Origin of the sequence: Paraburkholderia agricolaris, assembly GCF_009455635.1 — a bacterium.
GTDB lineage: Bacteria > Pseudomonadota > Gammaproteobacteria > Burkholderiales > Burkholderiaceae > Paraburkholderia > Paraburkholderia agricolaris.
The window spans coordinates 4,120,974-4,145,248 of the sequence record NZ_QPER01000001.1; the positions used below are offsets into that span (position 1 = coordinate 4,120,974).

Here is a 24,275-nt window from a genome sequence, read left to right on the forward strand (position 1 = left end):
TAAAAGTCCGGCGCGCATCCAGCAAAATCGCCACACGCACCGCAATCACTCGAATTCGATCGATCAAAAATCAAAACGCGCCGTGCGCATCACCCTTCGACGCCGCACCGCGCGCTACAAAATGCCCTGCCCGTTCGCCAGTCACCGCGCCATCGCGATAAGTCAACACGCCATTCACCCACACCGCGTCGATGCCATCGGCGGCCTGCTGCGGATTCTCGAACGTCGCCGCATCGCGAACCCTGGCGGGATCGAACAACACCAGATCCGCGTGATAACCGATATGCACCTCGCCGCGCTGCGCGAGACCAAACCGGTGCGCCGACAAACTGGTCATCTTGCGCACCGCCTCTTCGAGCGGCAGCAACTTCGCATCGCGCGCGTAGTGGCCGAGCACGCGCGGAAACGCGCCCCACAAACGCGGATGCGGCAGCGGATCGTTCGGCAAACCATCTGAGCCGACCATCGTCGCGGGATGCGACAGAATCCGCCGCACGTCGTCCTCGGACATGTTGTGATACACCGCGCCCGCAGGCTGCAAACGCTTGCCCGCCTCCTGTTGCGTGACGCCCCACTCGGCGGCAATTTCCTTCACCAGCTTGCCCGCCATCTCGGGATGCGGCTCCGACCACGTAATCGTGATGTCGATGTCGCCCGTCACCTGCTTCAGATCGAGCGTCGATGAACTGCGGTTGTACGGATAGCAGTCGCAACCGATCGGCTGCAAGCGGCGCGCGCCTTCCAGCGACTTCAGCACCTCCTCGCTACGCCCCCAGTTGGACGGCCCCGCGCACTTCAGATGCGAAATCACCACCGGCACATGCGCGTGACGGCCCACCCGGTACGCTTCGTCCATCGCGTCGAGAATCGCGTCGAACTCGGTGCGCATGTGCGTCGTGTAAAGCGCGCCGGCAGCTGCAAGCGGCTCGGCCAGCGCCATCACTTCTTCGGTCGGCGCGGAGAAGGCGGAGCCGTACGCGAGGCCCGAACTCAGGCCCAACGCACCGTTTGCCAGCGCCTCTTCGAGCTGCGCGCGCATGCCTTCGATCTCCTGCCCGGTCGCCGCCCGGTCCAGGCGCTCCATCTGGTTGCTGCGCAGTGCCGTGTGTCCAATCAGCGCACCGACATTCACCGCGGGACGCGCCGCGTTCACCGCTTCGACATACGCAGCGAACGTCGGGTACTGGAACGCGTCGCGCTCGCCAAGCAGGTTCATCGGATCGGGTGGATCGCCCTTCAACGAAACCGGCGACGCGCTGATCCCGCAATTGCCGACGATCACCGTCGTCACGCCCTGGGTGATCTTCGGCAGCATTTGCGGCGAGCGGATCACGTGCGTGTCGTCATGCGTATGAACATCGATGAAGCCCGGCGCCAGCGCGCGGCCATTGGCCTCGATCACCTCTTCAGCAAGCCAGTTCGACAGATTGCCGATCGCGGCAATGCGGCCATCACGGATCGCGACGTCGCGTTCGACCGGCGGTGCGCCCGTGCCGTCATACAGTTGCGCGCCGACGATCAGCGTGTCGGCGGCTTCGGGATGCGAATGCATGGATCAGTCTCCTAGTGGTTGTCGATCGCCACCGCCGCGGTGCGTATCGAGCGCGTGCTTCATGCGGCGCAGCAATTCGCGGCTCTCGTCACCTTGACTGACGGCGAGTTCGGTGACGAGCACGTCGAGCGCCATCATCATCGCGTAACGTGACGACGACGGCTTGTAAATGAAATCGGTTTCAAAAGCGACGATCGGGATCACCCAATCGGCCAGCTTGGCCAACGGCGAAGCCGGCGCGGTCAGCGCAATCACGCTGGCCCCATAGCTGCGCGCGATCTTGCAGTTCTCGACCATCTCGGGCACGCGTCCGGTGGTGGACAGCGCGATCACCACGCACTCGCGCGACACGGTGCTCGCCACCATCCGCTGCAACAAGCCGTCCTGATAGGTCGCGACCGGGCGGCCGAGGCGCACTAGCCTGAAGCGCATTTCGTCAGCCAATGCGGTCGAGCCGCCGCCCATGCCGAATACGTAGATCATGCGCGCGGCGCGCAAGGCGGCTGCCGCTTCGGTTAAAGGCGCCTGACGGAGAAGTTGATGGTTATGGGCCAGCGTGGTTTGCAGTTCGTCGAAAACGCGAGTGGCGATGGGCTCCGGGGCATCGGTCGGGCCGCCCGCTTGCAGGAAGCGCTGGCCGACCGCCGCAGCCTGCGCGAGCCGCAGCTTCAACTCCCGCACGTCGCGGCAACCCACCGCCTTCGCAAAACGGGTCACGGTCGCGACACTCACCTCGGCCTGCTGGGCAAGCGCGCCGATACTGGCACGCGACGCGCCGGTCAGATCGTCGAGAATCAGCGCGGCAACCTTCCGTTCGGCCGAACGCAGTTCCGGCGCGCATTCGGCAATGCGCGCGACGATATCGAAGGCCAGCGGTTCGGCGGTTGAGTTCATTAAGGTTGTGTGACGGGGATCGCGGGTGTCCCGTGAAGGCTTACAAACAGCCTCCGAGAAACCGTGGTACTAAATAACATTCCTTCATGCATCGTACTTTCGGTAACATAGTAAAGTCAACTTTGATTCAATTTAACCGGACGATGGAGCAGGGACACATGAAAGTTACAAACTATCAGGGCGCAACAATTGATCCTTATAGCAAGGGCTTGGGCATGGTTCCGGGCACCAGCATCCAGCTCACGGATGCCGCGCGCCTCGAGTGGAACCTGCTGAACGAAGACGTGGGCCTGCCCGCCGCCGTGCTATACGCGGATCGTGTGGAACACAATCTGAAGTGGATGCAGGCGTTCGTCGCCGAATATGGCGTCAAGCTCGCGCCGCACGGCAAAACCACCATGGCGCCGCAACTGTTTCGCCGTCAACTCGAAACCGGCGCATGGGGCATCACGCTCGCCACCGCGCACCAGGTGCGCGCGGCATATCACGGCGGCGTGTCGCGGATCCTGATGGCCAACCAGCTGGTTGGCCGCCGCAACATGATGATGGTCGCCGAGTTGCTGAGCGATCCCGATTTCGAGTTCTTCTGCCTTGTCGATTCGGTCGAAGGCGTCGAACAACTGGGCGAGTTTTTCACGTCGGTGCGCAAGCCGTTGCAGGTATTGCTCGAACTCGGCGTACCGGGCGGCCGCACCGGCGTACGCGACGAAGCGCAGCGCAACGCGGTGCTCGAGGCGATCGCACGCTATCCGGATGTGTTGAAGCTGGCAGGCGTCGAATTGTATGAAGGCGTGCTGAAGGAAGAACACGAAGTGCGCGAGTTCCTGCAAAGCGCGGTCGCTGTTACGCGCGCGCTGGTCGAGGAAGGACGTTTTGCCCGTACACCGGCTGTTTTGTCAGGCGCCGGTTCGGCCTGGTACGACGTGGTCGCGGAAGAATTCGTGAAAGCCTCGGAGACCGGCAAGGTCGAAGTCGTGCTGCGGCCCGGCTGCTATCTGACGCATGACGTCGGGGTCTACCGCAAGGCGCAAACCGACATCTTCGCGCGTAATCCGGTCGCGAAGAAAATGGGCGAAGGCCTGTTGCCGGCATTGCAACTGTGGGCCTACGTGCAGTCGATTCCGGAACCGGATCGCGCGATCATCGGTCTCGGCAAGCGCGATTCCGCTTTCGACGCGGGCATGCCCGAACCGGCACGCCACTACCGTCCGGGCACCGAAGCGCCGCGCGATATCGCGGCGAGCGAAGGTTGGGAGATTTTCGGCTTGATGGATCAGCACGCGTATCTGCGGATTCCCGCCGGCGCCGATCTGAAGGTTGGCGACATGATCGCGTTCGACATCTCGCATCCGTGTCTGACGTTCGACAAGTGGCGTCAGGTGCTGGTGCTCGATTCGTCGTACCGCGTCACGGAAGTGATCGAAACGTTCTTCTGATTCGCTTCTGATGAAACCGGCGCGCTTCAAGGTGATGTAGCGCGCCGTTTGCGATGCTGATGAGGGTCATGGCTTCGACGCAGGCCGTGTCATCAACAGCAGACGCGGCGCTTGATCGGCGCCACTTTCATCTGAGGTGATCTAACGCGTCGAGCCGGTGTTAGCCACGTCCAACGCTTGCGGAACGGAAGCCGACTCTGCGCTTGCAGCGTTAGCCGTCGCCGCCACCTCACCGATCCGCATTTCCAGCATCTTCAAGGCCCCTGAGAGCGCGCTGAGCGCCTCATCCGGCAATGCCGTCATCGTGTCATGCAAAAAAGCGTTGCGGCGCGGCAGGCTGGCTTTGGTTATTGACTGCCCAGCTTCTGTCAAACGCACATTGGTCACGCGGTTATCGCGTGTATCCATGCTGCGCGCAATCCAGCCTAAGCCCTCGAGCGTTTTCAACTGCCGCGTGAGCGCGCCCGGATCGACGCGCAAGCGTTCAACCAGCCGCTTCTGCGAGGACTCGCCGGCCTGCTCGTGCAGTGCGAGCAGAATGCGCCAGCGCGGCAAAGGCTGGCCAACCTGGGCCTCGAACGCCGACATGAATGCCCGATAAGTGCGCCCGAATTGCTGCATAACGGCGACGCGGTCCTGTTCTTCCATGATCTGTCAGTAAAACGGTAAGGCTAAAAAATCAATCCGCGTGAATCACCGGCTCGAGCTTGCGCTGGAGCTTGATTGGCGGCACACGGCGGCTTTGCCACACGGACACTACGGCAATGATCGCCGCCATCGCGAGACCCAGATGAATCGCCGCGACGAGCGACTCACGCGCGCTCTCCAGCAACATCGCGCCGTTGTGACCCGCATGCTGCAGTTGACCGAGCAAGGTGGTTTGCGCGTCGCGATTGATCAGGATTTGCGGGTCGCCGAGATCGGAGAACCATTGCGACGCGTGATCGTTCTCCAACGCGCTGCGCACGCCGCTTGCGTACATATGGCTAATCAGGGTGCCGGTCAGCGCCGTGCCGATCATGCCGCCGATCATCCGCAGCGACTGCAGCAGCGCCGTCGCAATGCCAAGATGCTCTCGGCCGGCCGTCTGCTGGGCGAAGATTGTCAGATTCGGCATCACAAAGCCGAGACCGAGACCACCGAGCACCATGAACGACATCAGCAGCCATTGGGGCATGGAACGCGTCGCGACGACCACGCCGAGGCACGCCAGCGCCACCAGTGCGAAGCCGATGTACAGCATCAGATTCGGATTGCGCACACGCGAGACGATACGGCCGTTGGCGATACTGCCGATCGTAATAAACACGACGAGCGGCGTAATAACGAGCCCCGCTTCTTTCGGCGACATCCCGAAGCCGCCCTGGAACAGCAACGGCGCGTAGAACAGCAACGAGAACATCGTGAAGCCGCCGAGCACGGCCAGCGTGAAAAGCGCCGACAGACTGCGATTGCGAAACATGTCCACCGGCAGAATCGCCGTCGGGCAGCGCTTTTCCCACTGCCACAGGCCGTATGCCGACGCGACACTCAGTACGAGCAACGCGCAAACGCCCAACGTGACACCGTGCTTCGGCAAGAACTCGACGAACAGTTGCAGCGAGCCGAGCGCCACCGCGATCAGCAGCGCGCCAGGCCAATCGAGCCGCATCTTGCCTTCGTGCTCGATGTGCCGCAGATGCGGCAGGAAACGCCAGACGAAAAATAGCGACAGCAGACCGACCGGCAGATTCACATAGAACACCGAGCGCCAGCCGTAGTACTGCGTGAGGAAACCGCCGAGCGACGGACCCACCGCGTTCGCAATACCGAACGCCGAACTCATCAGCACCTGCCAACGCAGACGCACGACCGAGTCGGGGAACAGATCAGGAATGCATGCGAAGGCGGTGCCGACCAGCATGCCGCCGCCGATGCCCTGCAAGCCGCGCGCGAGCACGAGGAACAGCATGTTGTTGGCGGCGCCGCACAGCACCGACGCCGCCGTGAATACGACGATCGATGCGATCACGAATGGCTTGCGCCCATAGTAATCGCCGAGGCGGCCGAAAATCGGCACGGTGATCACCGAGGTCAGCAGATATAACGTGGCGACCCACGCATAGAGCTCGAAACCCTTCAGTTCCGCGACGATGGTGGGCAACGCGGTGCCGACCACGGTCTGGTCCAGAGCGACCAGCATCGAAACGAAGGAAACGCCGAGCATCGCTAGCAGCGATTCACGGAACGGTAAGACTTGCCCACTCGAGTGGTGGGCCGCGGTATGGACAGCCATTTTTGATAGCGCAACAGTTGACTCGTCAAACAATTGGGAATCATACCACGGGGCGATGCTCTAAGCTGGAACCCGCCGGCGCGGTTTACCGTAGCGGCAATCGACTGAAGAATGGAAACACATGACGCCAGGGAGGCACATGGAGCAGAGTTCGCTCGCAGCACAATCGTTATCGGACGGCGACCTAAGCGCGTTGCGACGCGCGAAACACGAGTTGCAGAGCCCCGCGCTGGCGATGAAACTGGCCAGCATTGTCGGCGCGCCGCTCGAAAAGCTGCTCTCGCGCATGCCGGCTTTTGCTAACGAAAAGGTCACGGATGCGACGGAACTGGCCTTGCGCAAGTGCCTCTCGATCGCGCTGCGCACGTTAGGGCGGCAGGCTGGCGCATCGCCGTTGATCGTGCCCGACAAGCCGAGCAATCTGCTGCACAAGTTCGCGGTGGCCACCACCGGCGCGGCCGGAGGCGCGTTCGGTCTGTTCGCGCTGCCGGTCGAGTTGCCCGTCACCACCACGCTGATGTTTCGCTCGATCTGCGACATCGCGCGCAGCGAGGGCGAGGATCTGGCGTCGATCGACACGCAGTTGCAATGCCTGACGGTGCTCGGCATGGGCGGCACCTCGAAAGCCGACGACGATGCCGACTTCGGCTACTTCATCATGCGCGGCGCGCTGGCGCAGGCGGTGTCGAAGGCGTCATCAGAAATCGCGACGAAAGGCTTCACCGCGCATGGCTCCGCGGCCTTGCTGCGCCTGCTCAACACGATTGCCGCACGCTTTTCGGTGCAGGTGAGCGAGCAGATCGCCGCCAAATCGATTCCGGCGATCGGCGCGGTGCTCGGCGCGATGGTCAATACCGTGTTCATCGACCACTTCCAGCAAGTCGCGCACGGCCACTTCACCGTGCGGCGGCTGGAGCGGCAATACGGCCAGCAAGCAGTCGAGAGCGCCTATCAGGCGATCGACGTCACACTGGACGGTTGAGCGGTCGTGCCACGCCCGCCCGCTGTACTCGTCACGCGGCGCACAAATGCCGCGGCGCGGTCGAGCGCGCGGCCGCCTTCCGGGATGAACGGCGTGAACAAGGGCCAGACGTGCGGCATCTTCTTCCACACTTCGAATTCGCAGTCGACGCCTGCGGCGCGTGCGTTGTCGGCGACGCGTTGCGAGTCGTCCAGCAACACCTCCGTGCTGCCTGCCATGATGAAGAGGGGCGGCAAGCCGCGCAGGTCGGCATAAACCGGCGACGCGTAAGGATGTGTAGCCGGGGTGCCACCGAGATAGACCTGCGCAGCGCGAGCGATCGCGGGGCCGCTGAACATCGGGTCGAGGCCGTCATTGTTGCGGATCGAAGCGCCGGCGGCGGCCAGATCGGTCCACGGAGAGAACAGCAAGCCTCCAGCCGGCAGCGGATCGCCCGCATCGCGCAAGGCAACGAGCGTAGCTAGCGCGAGACCGCCGCCCGCCGAATCACCTGAAATCACGATCGACTCAGGCGGCGTACCGTCGGCCACCAACTGCCGATAAGCCGCGGTCGCGTCATCGAGCGCAGCCGGGAAGGGATGCTCCGGCGCAAGCCGGTAGTCGAGCGAAAAGACCGGCGCGTTGGCACGCGTCGCCAGACCAAACACCAGCGAGCGATGCGTACGCGGTGAGCAGAAGTAATAGCCGCCGCCATGACAATACAGCACGGTCGGCTGGGTAGGGGCGCTCGACACGCCGTCGACGCGTTCGATCCACTCGCCCTGCAGCGGCCAATTGTTCGCCTCCTGCAACTCCCGCAGACGCCAGCCGGCGGGTACTTTCGGCGACCAGACGCGCTTGGCGGTCAACGCGCGCGCCTTCTCGACATTGATGCCCGGTTTGAGGGTTTGCGGCCGGAACTGTCTGCGCAGAAACCAGCACGCGAGTGCACTTTGCCAACTCATCGGGACACGCTCCTTCGCTAGTGTCCCGCCATGGTACGTGCGTTCGCCGATGCGTCGGTGGACGGCGGCTTCTAATCCTGAACAAGCGCGCGCCACCGGCTGACAGGGTGTTCCTCCTATCTAGTTCGCCGGCAAAACCTGCCCGCGAATTTCACCCATCGGGTTCTGCGCGGTATGGACATTGAAGTACCACTGGCCCGCCATCAAATCCGTCACCTGCTGCTCGGAGAGCGCCGCCGATCCTTTGATCGGACTTGCCAGCGCTTCTTTCCCGATCGGCACCTGTACCTTGGCGTTCTGCCCGACCGGCGCGGGGCCATGGAAATGCGCGGCGGTTGCCGGGCCGCTCAGCCCTTCATAGGTCACAGTCCATTGCAGGGTTTTGGTCGACGTATCGAACGTGGCGTTCAACAGGCCGTGCCCATGGCTCACTCGCGGCGGCACTTCGCTCGACGGCTCGAGGTCCGCTTTCAACGCCACCGTATCCGCGAAGGCGACACCCGACGCCAACGCCCACAACACCACAGCCAGATTCAGCTTTCGAAGTGCAATCATCGTCTTCTCCGGACTTGATGCACCGCCGCACCGAAAACCCGGATGCGCGCGGAGCCACCAAATACTAGTGCAAATCCTTCGAACATGTTTGTATCCGGGGACGCTTGATGCGACTACGATGCGCAATCGCATCTGCCAATAGAAAAAGCACCGCGAACGGTGCTTTCTCTTCCTCCAGCAAGGCGCTTTAGAAACGGTGGCGAATACCCGTCGTCACCAGGCCCTGACTCCTGCCCGACGACGGCGCATCGGTACCGAACACTTGCGATCCAATCTTGTTGCCCTTCGCGCCAACCTGCGCAACGCCTTCAAGGTACAGGTCGGTACGACGCGACAGCGCATAGTCAGCCTGCAGGCCGATCTGGTTCCAGTGGCTCGACCCGTTGGACACGCCCGGCGTGTTCTGCAACGCCTGCATGTAGGTGTACGCCGCACCGAACGACAACGCCGGCGTCAGGTTGTAATGCGCGTTGACTTCGTAGTTGCTATAACGCACCGACGCATCATTGGCGACAAAGTTAAAGCGGCTTTGCGTGTAGACGAGGCCAACCGATGCCGGACCAAATGCGTAGCTACCGCCGGCACCCCAGGTACGCTGCCGCTGACGCTCGCCCGCCACGCCGATGTTCGGCGCGCCGTCCTGGACCGCACCGCTCGCGTTGCCGCCGACACCTTGAACCTGGCGATAACCGGCCGCCAGCTTCAGGCCGCCGTTCGAATAACCCATAGCCGCACTGTAAGCGCGATCATTCGCGAAGGCGCCGGCCTGGTTCGAAAAACCATACAGACCGCTAAAGGAGAAACCGTCATAGTTCGCGCTTTGGTACTTCACCGAGTTATTGATACGCATCGACGCGTTGGCGTTGTCGTTATCACCGCGATGGGCGAGATACACGCCGCCCCAACTGCCGGTTGCGGTCAACGGACCGATATAGTCGACCATCGAGTCGTACTGGCGGCCCAAAGTCAGCGTGCCATAGCTGCTCGAAACGCCGACAAACGCCTGGCGGTCGAAGCTGCGGTTACCTTGCCCCGTTGTGCCGTTGGCAACGTTAAAACCGTTTTCCAACGTGAAGATCGCCGCGTAGCCACCGCCGAGATCTTCACGACCACGCATGCCCCAACGGCTGCCCGACGCATTGCCGCTCGTCACGCCGAACGACGCGGCGTGCTTCGGCGAATTGCCGGGCGAGACTTCATTTTGCACATACGTGAAGCCGGCATCGACGACACCGTACAGCGTCACGCTGCTTTGCGCATGGGCGGCGCTAGCGAACGTCGCGGAAACCGCCGCAAGGATCAGAATCTTTTTCATGATGTTCCAGATAACGTGTGATTATTGAGTCCTCGACTCGATTTATTTGCACAGCGCGATTGCAGGCTCGGGGGCGGCTTCATCCAGAGCGATCACTGCAGACCGGCTTGATTTGCGGAGCGGAGTTTAGGTGTCGAACTTTCAGAGACACCACGCGTGTTCGCACAAAATATTTTTTGATTTATTCGAAAGATCGGCATCGCAATATTGGCGAGCCTTGAGCCACAAGGCTATCGATTTATCTCGTTTAATATTTAGCGATGCTTATCTAATTAAAGCGTTGCGACACTGCCACATCGTGCGTTCGGAAGTCTCATCATGGCTATTCGGCCGGTTCTTTTACCAGGCAGTTTGTTTGGCGATTACGATGCCCATCTGTTACACCCAGCATTAGCGCTTCCCGTCACGGAACACTGCCGCTACCGGCACGGTTTCTCTCCACACTCAACCGAACACCAGCAGTTCCATGCGCCCAGGCGCTCCCCGACCAAGTCCACTATCACGATGAACCAACTGCAGGCCATGCGCGTCTTTCTGAAAGTCGCCGAAAGCGGCTCTTTCGGACGCGCGGCTGCGAGTCTTGGCATTTCCAATGCAGTGGTGACGCGCTATGTCGCGCTGCTCGAAACGCACCTCGATACGCGGCTCGTCAATCGGACCACACGCAGCCTGTCGCTGACCGAAGCCGGGCTCGCCTACGCCGATGGCTGCCGGCAGCTTCTCGATCAGCTGGATGCCATAGAGTCCAGTGTTTCTCAAAGTGCGAACGATCAATCCGGCACGCTGAAACTTGTGGCCGTCGCGTCATTTTCGCTATTTGGGTTGACGCCGCTGCTGCAGCGCTATCGCTTGCAGTGCCCGCGAGTCAAACTGTCGGTCACACTGCTGCACCGGCCGGTAGATCTGATTGAAGAGGGCTTTGACGTCGGCATCGTGGTGCCTGGACAGGTCAGCGGTGGCACGTTGATCAAGCGCGCTTTGTTCAAGGTCCGCTCGGTGGCGGTTGCATCGCCCGCCTACCTCGCCGCGTCGGGCAAGCCATCCACCCCGGCGCAACTTGTTGCGCACCCTTTTCTGGCGCCGTCATCCAAGATTCACAGCTCAGAATGGTGTTTCGTCGACGCCGACGGAAAAGAGGTCACCGTCAACATGAAAGCCAGCTACGCGGTGAACAACGCGGTGATGTTGCGCCAGGCGGCGCTCGCCGACATGGGTATTACGATCCTGCCGGAAAACCACGTCTCGGCGGATCTGACGAACGGTACGCTCGTGCAGGTGCTGCCCGATTATCGAATCAAAGATGCAGACAAGGAAGTTTCGCTGGTGTATCCCGGACGTCGGCACGTGTCCGCTACGACACGCTCGTTTGTCGATTTCACCGTCGACTATTTTCGAAACAGAGCCGGCACGAACCTTTCATCGATATTTACGAACAGTTAATTGCGCATTTTGTAGTGAATCTTTTGCGTCGTCCCGATTATGCTTCCGGTTGCGAGAAGTGACTCCTTCATCGAGGGATGTCTCCAAATCTTTAACGCGGCCTCGGCCGCGTTTTTTTTGCCTTTCCGGTTCGTCATCTGGATTCGCTCTTAGCGCGCCAATCCAATCGTTCAAGCAAGGCACTAGGCCTCGTAACGCTGCTGCGTACTGCGACCAACGTCATGCGAGCAATGCAGCCTGCTCCTCGATTCCATCCAGCATGGCATGGCATTTGCGCACCAGCTCCAGCCCTTCGCTGCGCAAGCGCTCCGGCGTCTTGACCGCGATGTCCCGACGATAGTCTTCCAACGCGCCAAGCAGCGGCGGATACCGCAGCACGCTCGCCGCGCCCGCCACGCGATGATGCCACTCGCGCAGACGCTCGACCTCGATGCGCTCGAGAAGCGGTAACAATGCCCGCACGTCTTCGCGTACGGAAGAAACGAACGAATCGAGCAGGGCCTTCACCGTCGATTCGCTCCCCCACAATTGCGTCATGTGACTCAGGTCGACCGGAACGAATGGTTCGGGGCTGCCGTGCGCAGCCGCGCCGGAAACCTGCACCGCACTGACGGTTTCAGCGGGTGCTGCTTGCCATGCGCTATCCGTGCCAAACCACCGGCTCAGGTAGTCGCGCAGCGTGGCAAGTCGCGTCGGCTTGACGAGGCAATCATCCATGCCCGCGTCACGACATAACTTCAGGTCTTCAGGCGCGGTATTCGCCGTAATTCCCAGAATCGGCAGATGGCGTGCGCAGCCGTGCTCTTGCTCCCGGATACGCCGCGCCAGTTCGTAACCGGACAGGTTCGGCATGTGGCAATCCGTGATCAGACACCCGTAGACAGTTTGTTCCAGCGCTGCCAATGCCTCGGCGCCGTCATTCGTCACGTCACAGGCAAAACCGAGCAAAGCCAGTTGATGACGGATCAATTCCTGATTGACCGGATGATCTTCCGCAACCAGGATCAACCGTCCGCTAGCAATGGCCCGTTCGCGGTCCGGCGGTACCGTGGTGCCTTCAGCCATGCTCGACTTCACGCCGGATCGCGGCGCCACCGGCGGCAAGCCTGTCATCGCCGCCGCGCATGCCGCGCCGAGACCGCGCCACGAAATCGGATTGATACTGACGCGCACGTTGTTCTCGAAAATACGGTAGCCGGTCGGCTTTGGCTTTTCTGTCAGACGAATGATCCGCAAATTGGAGTCGACCTTTGCCGGCAGCATCACATCTTCGCTCGCGAAAATCATATCCACTCCACCCAGCGCAGCCGGATCACACTGTTCGACCGCACGCGGCGACACTTGCCGCAACTCGAGCCCGAGGGCCTGGCCAAAATGCATCAGCGCCTGCGCGACTCGCGCGTCGCCCGTCGCCACGACGCCACGCTTGCCGCGCAGGCCGCTCACGGAGTAATGCTGCGATTCCACAGGCATGGTTAGACGTACTGTCATACGTGTACCGATCCCAGGTTCGCTACGCAATTCGAGCGTGCCGTTCATCAGGTCGATCAGCTTTCGGCAGATCGTCAGGCCAAGACCCGTACCGCCGAAGCGGCGGGTGGTAGACGTCTCCGCCTGCACGAACGGCTCGAACAGCCGGGCCTGGACCTCTGGCGCAATGCCGATGCCGGTATCCTCGACGGTCATCTCAAGCGTCTGGGCGTTGCCGGTCTGATCGACCATCGCAACCTGCACGTCGACCTCGCCCTGCGGCGTAAACTTGATGGCGTTGCCGAGCAGATTGAACAGAATCTGCCGCAATCGCACGCTGTCGCCACGTAACGTAGCCGCAACCTCGGGTGCGATATCCACGCGCACTTTCAACCCCTTCTCGTGGGCGCGGCCCGCAAGCAAACCAACCGCGTTGTCGACCAGCTCGCGCATGTCGATAGGTTCGGCTTCGATCGTCAACCGTCCCGCTTCGATTTTCGAATAGTCGAGCAAGTCGTCCAGAATCTGCAGCAGCGCACCAGCCGACTCGTGGATCATGCTCAGCATTTCCCCTTGATCCGCATCGAGTGGCGTGCGTTCCAGCACCTCGACGAGACCAAGCACGCCGTTCATTGGCGTACGGATTTCGTGACTCATCATCGCGACAAAGTCGTCTTTTGCGCGCGAAGCCGCTTCGGCCACGTCGCGCGCTCGCGCGAGTTCCTCGGAGCGCGCGTGCTCGACGCTCGCATCCACCCAATAGCCGCTCCACACAACGCTGTCATCCTTCTCGCGGCGTGGTACCAGCTCCGCCCGCGCCCACCTGAGCTCGTCCTCGACCTTGAAGCGAAATTCCATATTCACCGGCGTCGCGCAGCGCGCGGATCGTTCCAGCTCGGCCAGCACGAAATGCCGGTCTTCCTCACACACACGTCCGAAATCGATCTCTTCGTAGCTCATCGACGACGCGCCGTTGCCACCCAGCAGATGTCGCGTGTCGCCACCGATATACGGAAACGAATAGGTACCGTCCGCGGTGCGGCGCAGTTGAAATACGACGGCCGGCAATGAGTGAGTTACGTCGAACAGGCGCCGTTCGGTTTCGCGGGCGAGCATTTCAGCACGCCGGATATCGGTAATGTCGACCATCGTGCCCAGCACACAACTCGGCCTGCCGTCGCTGCTGCGACAGACCCGTGTCCAGAACAAGCCGTGCCGCAGATCGCCCGCGCCGCGCTCGAACTGGAGTTCTGCCTGGGCAATCTCACCGCCTGTCAGCATCTTGCGCGTGAGGTCATCCAGAACGTGACTGTTGGCTTCGCCCCATGTCTGGACATCCACAGCCGTGCGTCCGATTACTGCTTCACGGCTTAGGCCACACGCCTCTTCATATGCCCGGTTGATCGCGATATAACGCCCATCCAGATCCTTGGCGACAAGCGGATAAGGAACCATCTCCATCATGGTTTCCTGGAAATTCAGTTGTAGCTCAAGCTCGCGTTCGGTCTGTTTGCGCAGCCTGACTTCACGCTTCAACAGCAAATAGGCACGCAACGTAACCAGCAGTACGAGACCGATGCCGATTAACAACGGCAGAAGGCGCACCGCGGTAACGCTCCACACTCCCTGCTCGCCCGTGCTACCGGTCACCGACTTCTGCCGGGTGCGCTGCTTCTCTTGCGGAGTCAGAACGAGAGGCCGCGCAGTGAGCGTCGCTTGCGGGTCGAAATTGCCGGATAGCCAGCGTGCGCGGATCGCCGCGTCATCGGCCGGATTCATCGCCGCGAGCGCGCGGTCGAGTTGGTCACGCAACGCCACGTGGTTACGTGGCACAGCAAAGCGTAAGTCGGCAAGTCTGTTGCGCTCCTCGAAAGCAACTTGCAGTCCGCGGAATTCTTCGGCGGTCAGCGCGTACTGAATGGAAGGTGTGAAACCAAGGTAGGCGTCGGCGCCGCCTTGCGCGACCGCCTGCAACGCGGCGTGTGTAGTGGCGAAAATCTCGAGATGGGCGCGTGGGAAGCGTTCGCGCAACGAGCGTTCCAGCGCAAATCCTTTCTCGACCGCGAGGCGCGCACCCGCAAGCTGAGCGGCGTTCACATACACGTCGCCGTTGCGACGGACCACGACCGATGCGGACGCCTGAAAGTACGGCGCGGTAAAGCTGAAACAACGCTCCCGCTCAAGTGTGCGAGCGAGACTCATGACCAGATCGACGTCGCCTGCGCAGGCAGCGGCCAGCAGTTGTGGCATGTCAGGGAACGTTTTCGGCTGAATCACGACATTCGGCCCAACCAGCATGCGCAGGTAGTCGGCGCTCAAGCCAGTTGGCTGACCGTCCTGAAGCCCGTCAAAGGGCAACCAACCGCTAGCCAGAACGCCAATGCTCAAGGTGGCAGGAACCGCGCCGCCCAGAGAAGGATGCGGCTGACCGGTGGCCGGCTGGGCTGCCGCTGGCTGCATCTGCATGCCAACAAACACCAACGCTGCAAGCAGGCACCGCGATACACGCCCCAGCATCCGCTTCATCACGACACCGAGCACGACACCACGCAGTAGTTTCGTGAAAGGCATCATGAAATGACATGCGGCGGCGCTCACGCGACCTCGCCCTGCCCAAGAGCGAACGAGGCCGCGTACCGTCGGGACTTGCAGCACAGAAATGAAAACAACGCACCTGCGGCAACGCCACCCAGCAAAGGCGCCGCCCAGAAAAGCCAGAGCTGGTCAAGCGCCCAGTTGCCGACGAACAGGGCCTGACTGGTAGAGCGTGCGGGATTGATCGAGCCGTTGGTAACCGGAATCGATACCATGTACACGATCGTCAGACACGCACCGATGACGAGCGGCGCGATCTGCCTCGACCTTCGCCGACTGGCCAACATCAGACTCGCCATGACGAACGCGAACGACAGAACAAGCTCGATGACGAGCGCGGAATGTAGTTGATAGTCGGCAGGAGAATGATCGCCAAAACCGTTCGCCGCGAATTCGCTCGCGGCCAGGTCAAAACCCGGACGGCCGCTCGCTACATAAGCGAGCAGTCCTGCAGCTGCGGTGGCTCCGAGAATCTGGGCGGCAATATAGGGCAGCAAGTCCCGAACCGGGAATCGTTGCGCGACCGTAAAACCGATCGTGACAGCAGGATTGAAATGCGCGCCGGAGAGGGTGCCGAACGCATAGCTCGCAGTGACCAGCGCGAGGCCGAACGCGAGCGACATCTCAAGCACACTGTAGCCTTGCTGGGTCGCGCCGGTGTTCAATACGACGCTGCCGCAGCCGATGAACACCACCCACGCCGTTCCACTCCCCTCGACCAATAATCGCTTGCCTAGCGCTACCATTCCGCCCCCAGTCTTTGTGCAAATGGCAGACGGTGCAGCACTCCAGCCGTTGAACATCTGCCTGAATTTTCCTGGCCCGGCAGCGCACAGCATCGCGAAATAACGGCTTTCGTCATGCGAGTGTTGGAAGTCGAGCCACAGTCAACTCAGAACTATGAAACGGTAACGTTGCGCAACCAATCAGAAGACTCCTAAAGTCGTAAGGAGCATTGACTGTCCAAGGATAGTTCTCTCACGCGGCTGTCAGGTTAAGCCTATCTGTCTCGCGTAGTCGATGAGGTCATTTTCTGTCTCGAGACCGAGCTTGCGCATCGCGCTACGCTTCTGCGTGCTGATGGTTTTACCGCTGCGCTGCAGGCGTACCGCAATCTCATGGACTGTCAGACCTTGCACATATAGCTGGAAGACCTCCCATTCGCGTGCGCTTAGCACGCCAGCGCGCGGCTGCGGCGGCGCATCGGATGTGTCTATCGCGATGCGTGCCTGATCCGACAGATAAACGCCGCCGGCGACCGCTGCCTCGATAGCCTCGATCAACGACCTGGCGGTGTCGCGTTTGTCGATGATTCCGGCCACGCCCAGGTGCAACAAACCGGAAAGCATGTGCGCATGACAAATCATCGTCAGGATAACGACGCTGGGATGCGGGCGAGCCCGGAACAGGCGGCGCAGGAAGGACACGACGTTGCTGGCTCCGTCGATGCCCGGCATGCCGATATCCGACACCACGACGTCGCACGCATGGGTGTCGAGCAATTCGGCCAGCATCTGGGTATCAACCGCCTCGCCGACTATCTCTATGTGGGGTACCGATTGCAACAGGCGCATCACGCCAACACGAACGCAATCGTGATCGTCGGCCACGATGACGCGGATTTTTTGTGTCATTTTTTGTTGTGTTATCGACTGGCACTCCCTGCACGCGACGTGCCTCCCCGGGATATGCCAAGTGCATCTTCTGTTCGTCACGCCACCGGACCGGCGTGACGTCCCGTCGGCTTAACGCCGGTTTTGCAGGCAGTCTTCAGAGACCACGCCGTGCTCGACGGCGAAGCGGAACAGTTCCGCGTCACTGTGCAGACCGAGCTTGCGCATCGCGGTACATTTCTGTGCGCTGATTGTCTTGACACTGCGCTCAAGGCGGCCGGCAATCTCCGTCACACCAAACCCGGAAGCGTATTGCGTGAACACCTCAAGCTCACGACGCGACAGCATTTGCCGGACAAAATCGAGGCGTTGCGCGACCGTCGCGTCGGCAATCAACGATCGCACCGCAGGTCCCAGATAGCACTCATGAGCCAGCGCGGTGACGATTGCCACATGGATCAGATCGAGCCGGTCGCGTTTGCTGATCAACGCGTCGACACCGAGCGCGATGACCTTCTTCAATGCGGCCGCTTCGGTTTCCATGGTCAGCACGACAAGCGCAACCCCCGGAAAGCGGACCTTAAACTGCCTGACAGTTTCCAGTGCGCTGCCGCAGAAACCGCATGGCATATAGAGATCCATCAGAACGAGGTCACACGGAATGCGGTCGGCTTCTTCGAAAAGTTCTGTTGCGTCGGCAGCACGGCCGACGATCTGCATTTCCGGATAGCCCGTCATCAGATTCTCGATTGCCAACAGAACCAGTGGGTGATCGTCTGCGATGATGGTTCGAACAGGCGTGCTTAAGTCAGCGTTTTCGTTCATTGTCTTTTTCTCCCCCGTACCTTGATTTCCTGTCGCTCTCTCCGGAGCAACTGGCCCTGTCGCGATCATTCAACATATTCCGGAGAAGAAAAATAAGAGCGCTCCGAAATAATTCAATCAACTCGCATGAATAATTAATTAGCTATGCGATTTAACTAACATAACGCCATGTGCGCGAATATAGGCGAAAAGACCGGGGTCGTTGGTGACGCCGAGTTTAGTCATCGCTTCGCGTTTTTGACGGCTAACCGTTCGGCTATGGCATCCGAGCTCTACCGCGATCTCAGGGATCGATAAACCACGCACGAACATTCGTATCACCTCTGCCTGCTTGCGCGACAAAGGCAAAACCGGCGACGGGTCGCATGCCTCGTCGCCAGGCTTGGCGAGCGCTTCGACGACGGAGCGGCCGACATAAACCTCCCCCTTGCCGCTTGCCTCGATTGCTTGCCAAAGCTCGTCGGTCGTTTCCATCTTACTGAGCGTACTGACCACACCATCCGACACGATAGCGCGCAGAATCTCGGTGTTCGTCAGAGCTGTCATCACGACGATGCGCAGTAATGGCCATGCGCATCGGATTCGCCTGACAAGATCAAGACCGTCGTCGGCCGCGCCAGACACCTCCGGCATCGTCAGGTCGGTGACTAGCACGTCGCAAGGCGTGCTCTGCAACAATTTGATCAATGAACCAGGTGTGACCGCCTCACCGACAATGGTGACACCGGCATGCATTTCCAGTGCAGCCCGAACGCCAAGTAAAACGAACGGGTGGTCGTCCGCCAGAATGACTCGAAGATTCACGATTATTTCTCCCGATTGTTGTAGGTGTATTCGGCGAACATGCAAGGAAAATCCCACTCGCTTCGCACTTGCCTGATGGCCGCCAAAGCTTGAATGGCGAGTCAAGGGCGGCCATAAAACCACTGTGGCATTGGGGAGAAAATCGGAACGTTCTGAAACCGGCAGACGATTTGATAGTCCATTGCGGCACTATCAAAGTAGGAATACATAATTATGCGAACCGAATATGCGACAGTTTTCTCTCGCAGGTTTTCTCCGCTGTTTGTTTCCGACCAGAAAGCAATACAGCGACGGGAGCGCATCCCACCGCTCCCGTCGCATGAACACCGACAAATGGGACCGGCAGCTTCACGCCGCCGGCCGAGCTTGCCTCATCAGGTGGCATCGCAAGCGCGCACTGCTGCCAGCTTGCTTGCGCGAGCCGCGCGCGGAAATACCGGCAGCGCGAGCAATGCGCACATACTGGCTATCGCCCACACCATCGGCCACGAGCCCACCGACAACAGCAGCGGAATCGCGAGCGGCGTCAGGAACAGCGTGAGAAAAACACACGTGTTGCCGATCGCGAGCGCGGTACCTGCGCGGCTCGTCCCCGCGAGCGTTGCGAGCTCAGTGAAGGCCACGCCATGCCATGCGGACGCGCTTATGCCGCCCAGCACGATCATCAGCGTGAACACCGCGGTCATCGCCGCGTGGTGCATGCCGGCGAGTCCCGTCAACAGCGCAAGCGAGGCGAACAACACCGCAGTCAGCACACTGCAGGCGCGCATGTACGCGCGTCGATTACCGCGGCGGTCGGTCCACGCTCCACTCCAGACCCGTGCAATTGCGGCGCCCAGTTGCACCGCCGCCATCGTTATGCTGATCGCCAGCACGCCGGCGCGGCTGAAGTCGTGAAGGAAGACGGTCCCGAACGTCACGACAGCAAGCTGCGGCACGCACAGTGCACCCGCGCCGAGCGCCACTCGCCATATATTCACATCACGGAGCGGCGAAACCTTCGCGGGCGCGGCACCCGCAATCGCTGCATTGCGAGCCGTATCCGCGCGATTGCCTGGGGCATGCGAAGGCTCATGCAGCCAGCACCAGGCAAACACCGCGGTAATCGCGCACGCAAGGGCCAGCACCGTGTACGCGCTGGCAAAGCCAAATCTCGAGGCGAGCACCGGCAAGATCAGCGCCCCCAGACCACCGCCGGCCGGCACCGCGGTCTGCCGGATGCTCATCGCGAGGCCGCGCTCACCTTCGCGAAACCAGGCCATCACCGCGCGGCCACTTGAACCGTTGACGCTACCGCCGAGCAGGCCAACCAGCAGCAGGCCGAGCGCGAGTGTCGCCATGTTCGGCACATGCGCGCCGGACGGCACCACAAACAACGCCAGCCCGGCCAGCGCCGCGGCAGTCGAAAGCAGCCCGAGCAACAACACGCGGCGATCGCCCCAACGGTCGGTCAGGAGTCCCCATGGCAGCTCGCTGACCGCGATGCCAAGACCCAGCATACCCAGCACCAGCCCTAGCCCTTCGTTGCCGAGGTGATAACCCGAACGCAAGAAGACAGCTGTGGTCGGGATCCCTGAGAAAGCTGCCGAAAAACTCGCGTTCGCCGCAAAGCCCACACCCAGCACCTTCCACCGATGACTCGCCGCACGCTCGCCTGACACCCGCACGGCAGCAACTGAATCGCTTCTCATGACAACCTCCGCAATGGATGAATTGGGGGTATCCTACGGCTAGCCAAACCATCGGAAAAGCCGGAAATTTAGATGGCTTCCATCGGATATACCGAATCATGAGTCAACGCGGATTTGATCTGACACAGCTGCGCACCTTTGTCGCCGTTGCCGAATCGGGCAGCATCTCGGCGGCTGCGGAGCGCGTGTTTCTGTCGCAATCGTCGGTGAGCGAACAGTTGAAGAAGCTTGAGGAGCGCGCCGGCCAGCCACTCTTTGTGCGCAGCAAGCAAGGGGTGTCCGCCACGTCGGCTGGCAGCCGCCTGCTCGATCACGCGCAACGCATCATCGCAATGAGCGAAGCGGCGTTCGAAGACCTGCAAGGCCGCTCGCTTGACGGTGAGCTGCGTATCGCGATCACGGACTACTACCGTCCGCTCGACATCGCTCGCATTCTCAAGCTGTTTTCGGAACAGCATCCGCGCCTGAAACTGCACGTCACCGTGCTGCCGAGCGCTGTGATCGACAGCAGCGCGGGCGACGATGCGTCGTACGACATCGGCCTCTCGTTGCGGCTCGTCACCGGGAGCGCGCGCGCCACCGGCCGGCGGGCAGGCGTTGGTGTGCAAAGCACCGTGGTGCGGCGCAAAAAACTGCTATGGGTCTGTGCGGCCGATGCCAGTCCGCGGCCGGCCACGCCTTATCCGCTGGTTTTACTGCCGTCGAGTTGCCAGTTGCAGCGTTTCGTTGTGAAGCTCCTCGACGAACACAAGGTGCCGTATCTGGTGTCGCATTCGGCCTCCGGCGTGGCCGGGTTGCAGCTGGCATTGAGAGCTGGGCTGGGTATTTCCTGCCTGAACGAATCGTCGATTGGCGGAGGGGTAGTGGCCTGCCCGGCGAGCGTCGGGTTGCCTGCGCTGCCTGTTGTGGAGTTTCATTTGTTGCCGGGGCGAGCCGGCGAAAGTGAGCGTGTTAGTAATGCGCGCATGGCGTTGATGCGGTTGTTTAATTGACGCCTTGGGCGTCGGGGGGTGTGGTGGTTTTTTGCCTGTTGGGCGGTTTTGTTGATTTGGATTTTTGGCGTTGCCTTGTAGTGGTCTGTTTGGGGTTGGTCTTTTGGCCTTTCCTTGCTGTGTTAGTGGTCTATTAGCGTTGCCCCTGTGCGGGGCGGCACTTACTTTCTTTGCCGCCGTGTATAGACCGGAGACATGGTTGACAAACGTGCGGAGACATCATTGACACTTTATGGTCAGTGATTGTCGCTCCTCAGGTCAAGGGTGAGGATGCGGTGATGGGCAAACCAGAATTCAAATACGCCGTCTTCGCCCGGCTTTGCGCGTGCCGCAACCGGCAGTCCATAAAGTGCATTCGAGACCTTGAGGTGCCGTCCTTCAAAGCGTAGCCGGCCATCCGATTTAACCAGCAGCACCACGTCATCCGGGCCGTACTCCGGCTCCGGCAGGATCGATGGATACGCCCGGGGGCTCGGCCGGTAACGGCTGATGGGCGTGTCCATGCCGATCGCCTCATGCGGGCGCTCGCAGTTATATACGGTGCGCCAGCGGTCCAGTTCCTGTTGCACGTGCTGCTGGGTAGCGAAGCTTCGTCCGTTCAGTACTTCAGCCTTCAGCGTACGGTGAAACCGCTCGTCCTTGCCGTTGGTCTGCGGGTGGTAAGGCCGGCTGTAACTGATGCGGATACCCAGCCGGATCAGCCAGACGGCCAGCTCGGTGAGCTGACCCGGACTGCCAGGCGAACCCCACGGCGAGCCGTTATCGGTATTGATGCGTAACGGCAGGCCATAGTGTCCAAACGCCTCCCGTAATCCTGTCTGCACGGTAGCGGTGTCGGTGGGTCCACAGGCGCGCAGCAGGATGCTGAAGCGCGAGTGGTCGTCGAGTACCGTCAGGGGGCTGCAGCGCTCCTTCCCGAGGGTCTCAAAGTGCCCCTTGAAGTCCATCTGCCAGAGTACGTTAGGCTGCTCGTGCTCAAAGCGCTTCCAGGGTTGGCTCATCGCTGAATCGGCCGGCAGGATCAGGTTGTGCCGGTGCAGGATGTCGGTCACGGTGCTGGGCTGCGGCACCGCCTCAAGGCCCAGATCACGCAGGCGCCGGCTGATCTTGCGGCCGCCCCAGCGCGGATGGGCCTGGCGCAGCCGTACCACTTCCTGCTCCATCGCAGTGGGGGTCTTCGACGGACTGCTGAGCGGGCGTCGGGATTGATCTGCCAGCGCATGCTCGCCGCGATGGAGCCATTTGTAGCCGGTCTGCCGGCTGATGTTAAAGCGCTGGCACAGCTCGGTCATCGTCAGCGTGTCCTGACTGGCCAGATGAACAAATTCCTGTCGGAGGCTCATAGTGTCTCTTGCGTTCCAGGGCATGGTCGGGACCGGGTGTTTTAGTACCCGGAAGTGTCAACCATGTCCCCGCACACCTGTCAGCTATGTCTCCGGTCTATACACGGCGGCAAAGAAAGATAAGCAAAGAAAGCGGCGGCGGATTCAACCGGTCATTGCAACACCTCTGTTCCAATACGGAAATGGAGTGTGGAGCACGATGGAACGACAAAGAAAACATTGGTTGAGCGCGGAGCAGAAGAACGAGATATGGAGGATGTGGCGCGAGGGTGAGTCGTTGAGCACAATCGCGCGCATGCTCGAGCGTCAGCCGAGTGGGGTTTATCGGGTTGTTCACAAGACCGGTGGAATCTCTCCGGTCGCTCGTACACGATCTGCCCGGTCACTGACACTTGCCGAACGCGAGGAGATATCGCGGGCCTTGGGGGCAGACAGATCGTTGGGCCAGATTGCCCTGCAACTGGGGCGCTCGAAATCGACCATCAGCCGGGAGATCGGGCGCAATGGCGGTATTCAGCGATATCGGGCGCACGAGGCCGATGCGAATGCCTGGGAGCGTGCACGGCGGCCCAAGGCGTGTGCGTTGTCGGGCAACGCGCGTCTGCGCCGGCTGGTGGCAGCCAAGCTCAAATTACAATGGGCTCCTGTACAGATAGCGGGATGGCTCAGGCGCGAGTTCCGGGTCAACAAGGACATGCAGATATCTCACGAGACGATCTACCGCAGCCTGTTCATCCAGGCGCGCGGGGTGCTTAAAAAGGAACTCGTCACCCATCTTCGTACGAACCGTACGATGCGTCAGGCGAAGAGCGCCTCGGCAAGCGGCCAGAACAGGGGCAAGATAATCGGGGCAGTGTCGATCAGCGAAAGACCCGCTGAAGTGGAGGACCGCGCGCTGCCCGGTCACTGGGAGGGCGATCTGCTGGCGGGTTCGAACAACACCTACATTGCCACACTGGTGGAGCGGCACTCGCGTTATGTGATGCTGGTCAAGGTGGCAGGCAAGGACACGGCAAGTGTGGTGTCCGCGTTGATAAAACAGGTGAACAAGCTGCCAAAAGAACTGCGTGGATCGCTGACATGGGACCGCGGCACGGAAATGGCGAGCCACCGGAACTTCACGATTGCCACGGACGTGCAGGTGTATTTCTGCGATCCGCGAAGTCCATGGCAACGGGGCAGTAATGAAAACACGAATGGCCTGCTGCGTCAGTACTTCCCCAAAGGCGAGCCGGTGGGCGGCTATTCGCAGTCAGAATTGAACAAGGTCGCCGCGCGCCTGAACGGTCGGCCCCGGCAAACCTTGCAATTTATGAACCCGGCTGAAAAACTGGCAGAAACGTTGGGTGTTGCGTTGACCGGTTGAATCCGCCGCTCACCCCGCCAGCTCATAAGCGGGTCCCCCGCACAGCCGCGGTAGTGGTGCATCTGGAATCTGTCGCCTCGCACACTTCGCGCTGTTGACAAAGGATTCATCAGCACCCACTCCGCACTGCGTGCGTCGCGGACGGGTCTGCCAGGGAAACCTGGCCGGCGCTTTGCACAACTG

At 61.0% G+C, this 24,275-nt stretch carries 19 protein-coding genes; 5 read left to right on the top strand and 14 right to left on the bottom strand.

Going from position 1 to position 24,275, the window contains the following annotated elements:
- Positions 1-70: 70 nt before the first annotated feature.
- Both GH665_RS18080 and GH665_RS18085 read right to left on the bottom strand, forming a co-directional pair.
- Positions 71-1,552: an N-acyl-D-amino-acid deacylase family protein gene (locus GH665_RS18080; protein ID WP_153137226.1), complete on the bottom strand. Its 1,482-nt coding sequence runs from the start codon at positions 1,550-1,552 to the stop codon at positions 71-73.
- Positions 1,553-1,555: 3 nt separating this feature from the next.
- Entirely contained in the window at positions 1,556-2,446 is an 891-nt protein-coding gene (locus GH665_RS18085; protein WP_153137227.1) for a MurR/RpiR family transcriptional regulator, read from the bottom strand.
- 158 nt (positions 2,447-2,604) lie between these two features.
- On the opposite strand from GH665_RS18085, the gene GH665_RS18090 reads away from it, so the two are divergent.
- On the top strand, positions 2,605-3,882 hold the full coding sequence (locus GH665_RS18090; protein ID WP_153137230.1) for an amino acid deaminase: 1,278 nt from the start codon (positions 2,605-2,607) through the stop codon (positions 3,880-3,882).
- A gap of 141 nt (positions 3,883-4,023) precedes the next feature.
- On the opposite strand, the gene GH665_RS18095 is transcribed toward GH665_RS18090, so the two are convergent.
- Complete coding sequence (locus GH665_RS18095) at positions 4,024-4,530, bottom strand: MarR family winged helix-turn-helix transcriptional regulator (protein WP_153137232.1); 507 nt, start codon at positions 4,528-4,530, stop codon at positions 4,024-4,026.
- Between the two features lie 31 nt (positions 4,531-4,561).
- Positions 4,562-6,157, bottom strand: coding sequence for an MDR family MFS transporter (locus GH665_RS18100; RefSeq protein WP_153137234.1), 1,596 nt, complete (start codon positions 6,155-6,157; stop codon positions 4,562-4,564).
- Between the two features lie 139 nt (positions 6,158-6,296).
- Here GH665_RS18100 and GH665_RS18105 point away from each other — a divergent pair, with 139 nt between their 5' ends.
- Positions 6,297-7,139, top strand: coding sequence for an EcsC family protein (locus tag GH665_RS18105; RefSeq protein ID WP_153137236.1), 843 nt, complete (start codon positions 6,297-6,299; stop codon positions 7,137-7,139).
- On the opposite strand, the gene GH665_RS18110 is transcribed toward GH665_RS18105, so the two are convergent.
- The 3 genes from GH665_RS18110 to GH665_RS18120 form a co-directional block, all read right to left on the bottom strand.
- Positions 7,109-8,083: an alpha/beta hydrolase gene (locus GH665_RS18110; RefSeq protein ID WP_153137238.1), complete on the bottom strand. Its 975-nt coding sequence runs from the start codon at positions 8,081-8,083 to the stop codon at positions 7,109-7,111. The genes GH665_RS18105 and GH665_RS18110 overlap by 31 nt on opposite strands.
- Positions 8,084-8,203: 120 nt before the next feature.
- Positions 8,204-8,638: a CHRD domain-containing protein gene (locus tag GH665_RS18115; RefSeq protein WP_153137240.1), complete on the bottom strand. Its 435-nt coding sequence runs from the start codon at positions 8,636-8,638 to the stop codon at positions 8,204-8,206.
- Positions 8,639-8,825: 187 nt separating this feature from the next.
- Entirely contained in the window at positions 8,826-9,953 is a 1,128-nt protein-coding gene (locus GH665_RS18120; RefSeq protein WP_153137242.1) for a porin, read from the bottom strand.
- Positions 9,954-10,271: 318 nt separating this feature from the next.
- Between GH665_RS18120 and GH665_RS18125 the strand changes: the two genes are divergently transcribed.
- Positions 10,272-11,393, top strand: coding sequence for a LysR family transcriptional regulator (locus GH665_RS18125; RefSeq protein WP_343038725.1), 1,122 nt, complete (start codon positions 10,272-10,274; stop codon positions 11,391-11,393).
- A 219-nt stretch (positions 11,394-11,612) separates the two neighbouring features.
- Here the strand turns inward: GH665_RS18125 and GH665_RS18130 are convergent, their stop codons facing one another.
- The 6 genes from GH665_RS18130 to GH665_RS18155 all read right to left on the bottom strand — a co-directional run bounded on the left by GH665_RS18130 (position 11,613) and on the right by GH665_RS18155 (position 20,391).
- A complete protein-coding gene (locus GH665_RS18130; protein WP_246216243.1) occupies positions 11,613-15,437 on the bottom strand; it encodes an ATP-binding protein in 3,825 nt (1,274 codons plus the stop codon).
- A gap of 20 nt (positions 15,438-15,457) precedes the next feature.
- Entirely contained in the window at positions 15,458-16,204 is a 747-nt protein-coding gene (gene aqpZ / locus GH665_RS18135; protein ID WP_153137244.1) for an aquaporin Z, read from the bottom strand.
- Between the two features lie 243 nt (positions 16,205-16,447).
- Positions 16,448-17,092: a response regulator gene (locus GH665_RS18140; protein WP_025496142.1), complete on the bottom strand. Its 645-nt coding sequence runs from the start codon at positions 17,090-17,092 to the stop codon at positions 16,448-16,450.
- 111 nt (positions 17,093-17,203) lie between these two features.
- Positions 17,204-17,896, bottom strand: coding sequence for a response regulator (locus GH665_RS18145; protein WP_153137246.1), 693 nt, complete (start codon positions 17,894-17,896; stop codon positions 17,204-17,206).
- A 138-nt stretch (positions 17,897-18,034) separates the two neighbouring features.
- Positions 18,035-18,700 (bottom strand): response regulator, encoded by a 666-nt coding sequence (locus GH665_RS18150; protein ID WP_174771727.1) that lies wholly within the window; start codon positions 18,698-18,700, stop codon positions 18,035-18,037.
- A gap of 374 nt (positions 18,701-19,074) precedes the next feature.
- On the bottom strand, positions 19,075-20,391 hold the full coding sequence (locus GH665_RS18155) for an MFS transporter (RefSeq protein ID WP_153137248.1): 1,317 nt from the start codon (positions 20,389-20,391) through the stop codon (positions 19,075-19,077).
- Between the two features lie 98 nt (positions 20,392-20,489).
- Between GH665_RS18155 and GH665_RS18160 the strand changes: the two genes are divergently transcribed.
- On the top strand, positions 20,490-21,383 hold the full coding sequence (locus GH665_RS18160) for a LysR family transcriptional regulator (protein WP_153137250.1): 894 nt from the start codon (positions 20,490-20,492) through the stop codon (positions 21,381-21,383).
- Between the two features lie 236 nt (positions 21,384-21,619).
- On the opposite strand, the gene GH665_RS18165 is transcribed toward GH665_RS18160, so the two are convergent.
- A complete protein-coding gene (locus tag GH665_RS18165; RefSeq protein WP_153134442.1) occupies positions 21,620-22,750 on the bottom strand; it encodes an IS481 family transposase in 1,131 nt (376 codons plus the stop codon).
- A 175-nt stretch (positions 22,751-22,925) separates the two neighbouring features.
- On the opposite strand from GH665_RS18165, the gene GH665_RS18170 reads away from it, so the two are divergent.
- Entirely contained in the window at positions 22,926-24,092 is a 1,167-nt protein-coding gene (locus tag GH665_RS18170) for an IS30 family transposase (protein ID WP_153134736.1), read from the top strand.
- Positions 24,093-24,275 lie beyond the last annotated feature (183 nt).

Excerpts from the sequence above, each read along its gene's own strand:
- GH665_RS18080 (WP_153137226.1), bottom strand. The coding sequence starts at position 1,552 with ATGCATTCGCATCCCGAAGCCGCCGACACGCTGATCGTCGGCGCGCAA.
- GH665_RS18085 (WP_153137227.1), bottom strand. The coding sequence starts at position 2,446 with ATGAACTCAACCGCCGAACCGCTGGCCTTCGATATCGTCGCGCGCATT.
- GH665_RS18090 (WP_153137230.1), top strand. The coding sequence starts at position 2,605 with ATGAAAGTTACAAACTATCAGGGCGCAACAATTGATCCTTATAGCAAG.
- GH665_RS18095 (WP_153137232.1), bottom strand. The coding sequence starts at position 4,530 with ATGGAAGAACAGGACCGCGTCGCCGTTATGCAGCAATTCGGGCGCACT.
- GH665_RS18100 (WP_153137234.1), bottom strand. The coding sequence starts at position 6,157 with ATGGCTGTCCATACCGCGGCCCACCACTCGAGTGGGCAAGTCTTACCG.
- GH665_RS18105 (WP_153137236.1), top strand. The coding sequence starts at position 6,297 with ATGGAGCAGAGTTCGCTCGCAGCACAATCGTTATCGGACGGCGACCTA.
- GH665_RS18110 (WP_153137238.1), bottom strand. The coding sequence starts at position 8,083 with ATGAGTTGGCAAAGTGCACTCGCGTGCTGGTTTCTGCGCAGACAGTTC.
- GH665_RS18115 (WP_153137240.1), bottom strand. The coding sequence starts at position 8,638 with ATGATTGCACTTCGAAAGCTGAATCTGGCTGTGGTGTTGTGGGCGTTG.
- GH665_RS18120 (WP_153137242.1), bottom strand. The coding sequence starts at position 9,953 with ATGAAAAAGATTCTGATCCTTGCGGCGGTTTCCGCGACGTTCGCTAGC.
- GH665_RS18125 (WP_343038725.1), top strand. The coding sequence starts at position 10,272 with ATGGCTATTCGGCCGGTTCTTTTACCAGGCAGTTTGTTTGGCGATTAC.
- GH665_RS18130 (WP_246216243.1), bottom strand. The coding sequence starts at position 15,437 with ATGATGCCTTTCACGAAACTACTGCGTGGTGTCGTGCTCGGTGTCGTG.
- aqpZ (WP_153137244.1), bottom strand. The coding sequence starts at position 16,204 with ATGGTAGCGCTAGGCAAGCGATTATTGGTCGAGGGGAGTGGAACGGCG.
- GH665_RS18140 (WP_025496142.1), bottom strand. The coding sequence starts at position 17,092 with ATGACACAAAAAATCCGCGTCATCGTGGCCGACGATCACGATTGCGTT.
- GH665_RS18145 (WP_153137246.1), bottom strand. The coding sequence starts at position 17,896 with ATGAACGAAAACGCTGACTTAAGCACGCCTGTTCGAACCATCATCGCA.
- GH665_RS18155 (WP_153137248.1), bottom strand. The coding sequence starts at position 20,391 with ATGAGAAGCGATTCAGTTGCTGCCGTGCGGGTGTCAGGCGAGCGTGCG.
- GH665_RS18160 (WP_153137250.1), top strand. The coding sequence starts at position 20,490 with ATGAGTCAACGCGGATTTGATCTGACACAGCTGCGCACCTTTGTCGCC.
- GH665_RS18165 (WP_153134442.1), bottom strand. The coding sequence starts at position 22,750 with ATGCCCTGGAACGCAAGAGACACTATGAGCCTCCGACAGGAATTTGTT.
- GH665_RS18170 (WP_153134736.1), top strand. The coding sequence starts at position 22,926 with ATGGAACGACAAAGAAAACATTGGTTGAGCGCGGAGCAGAAGAACGAG.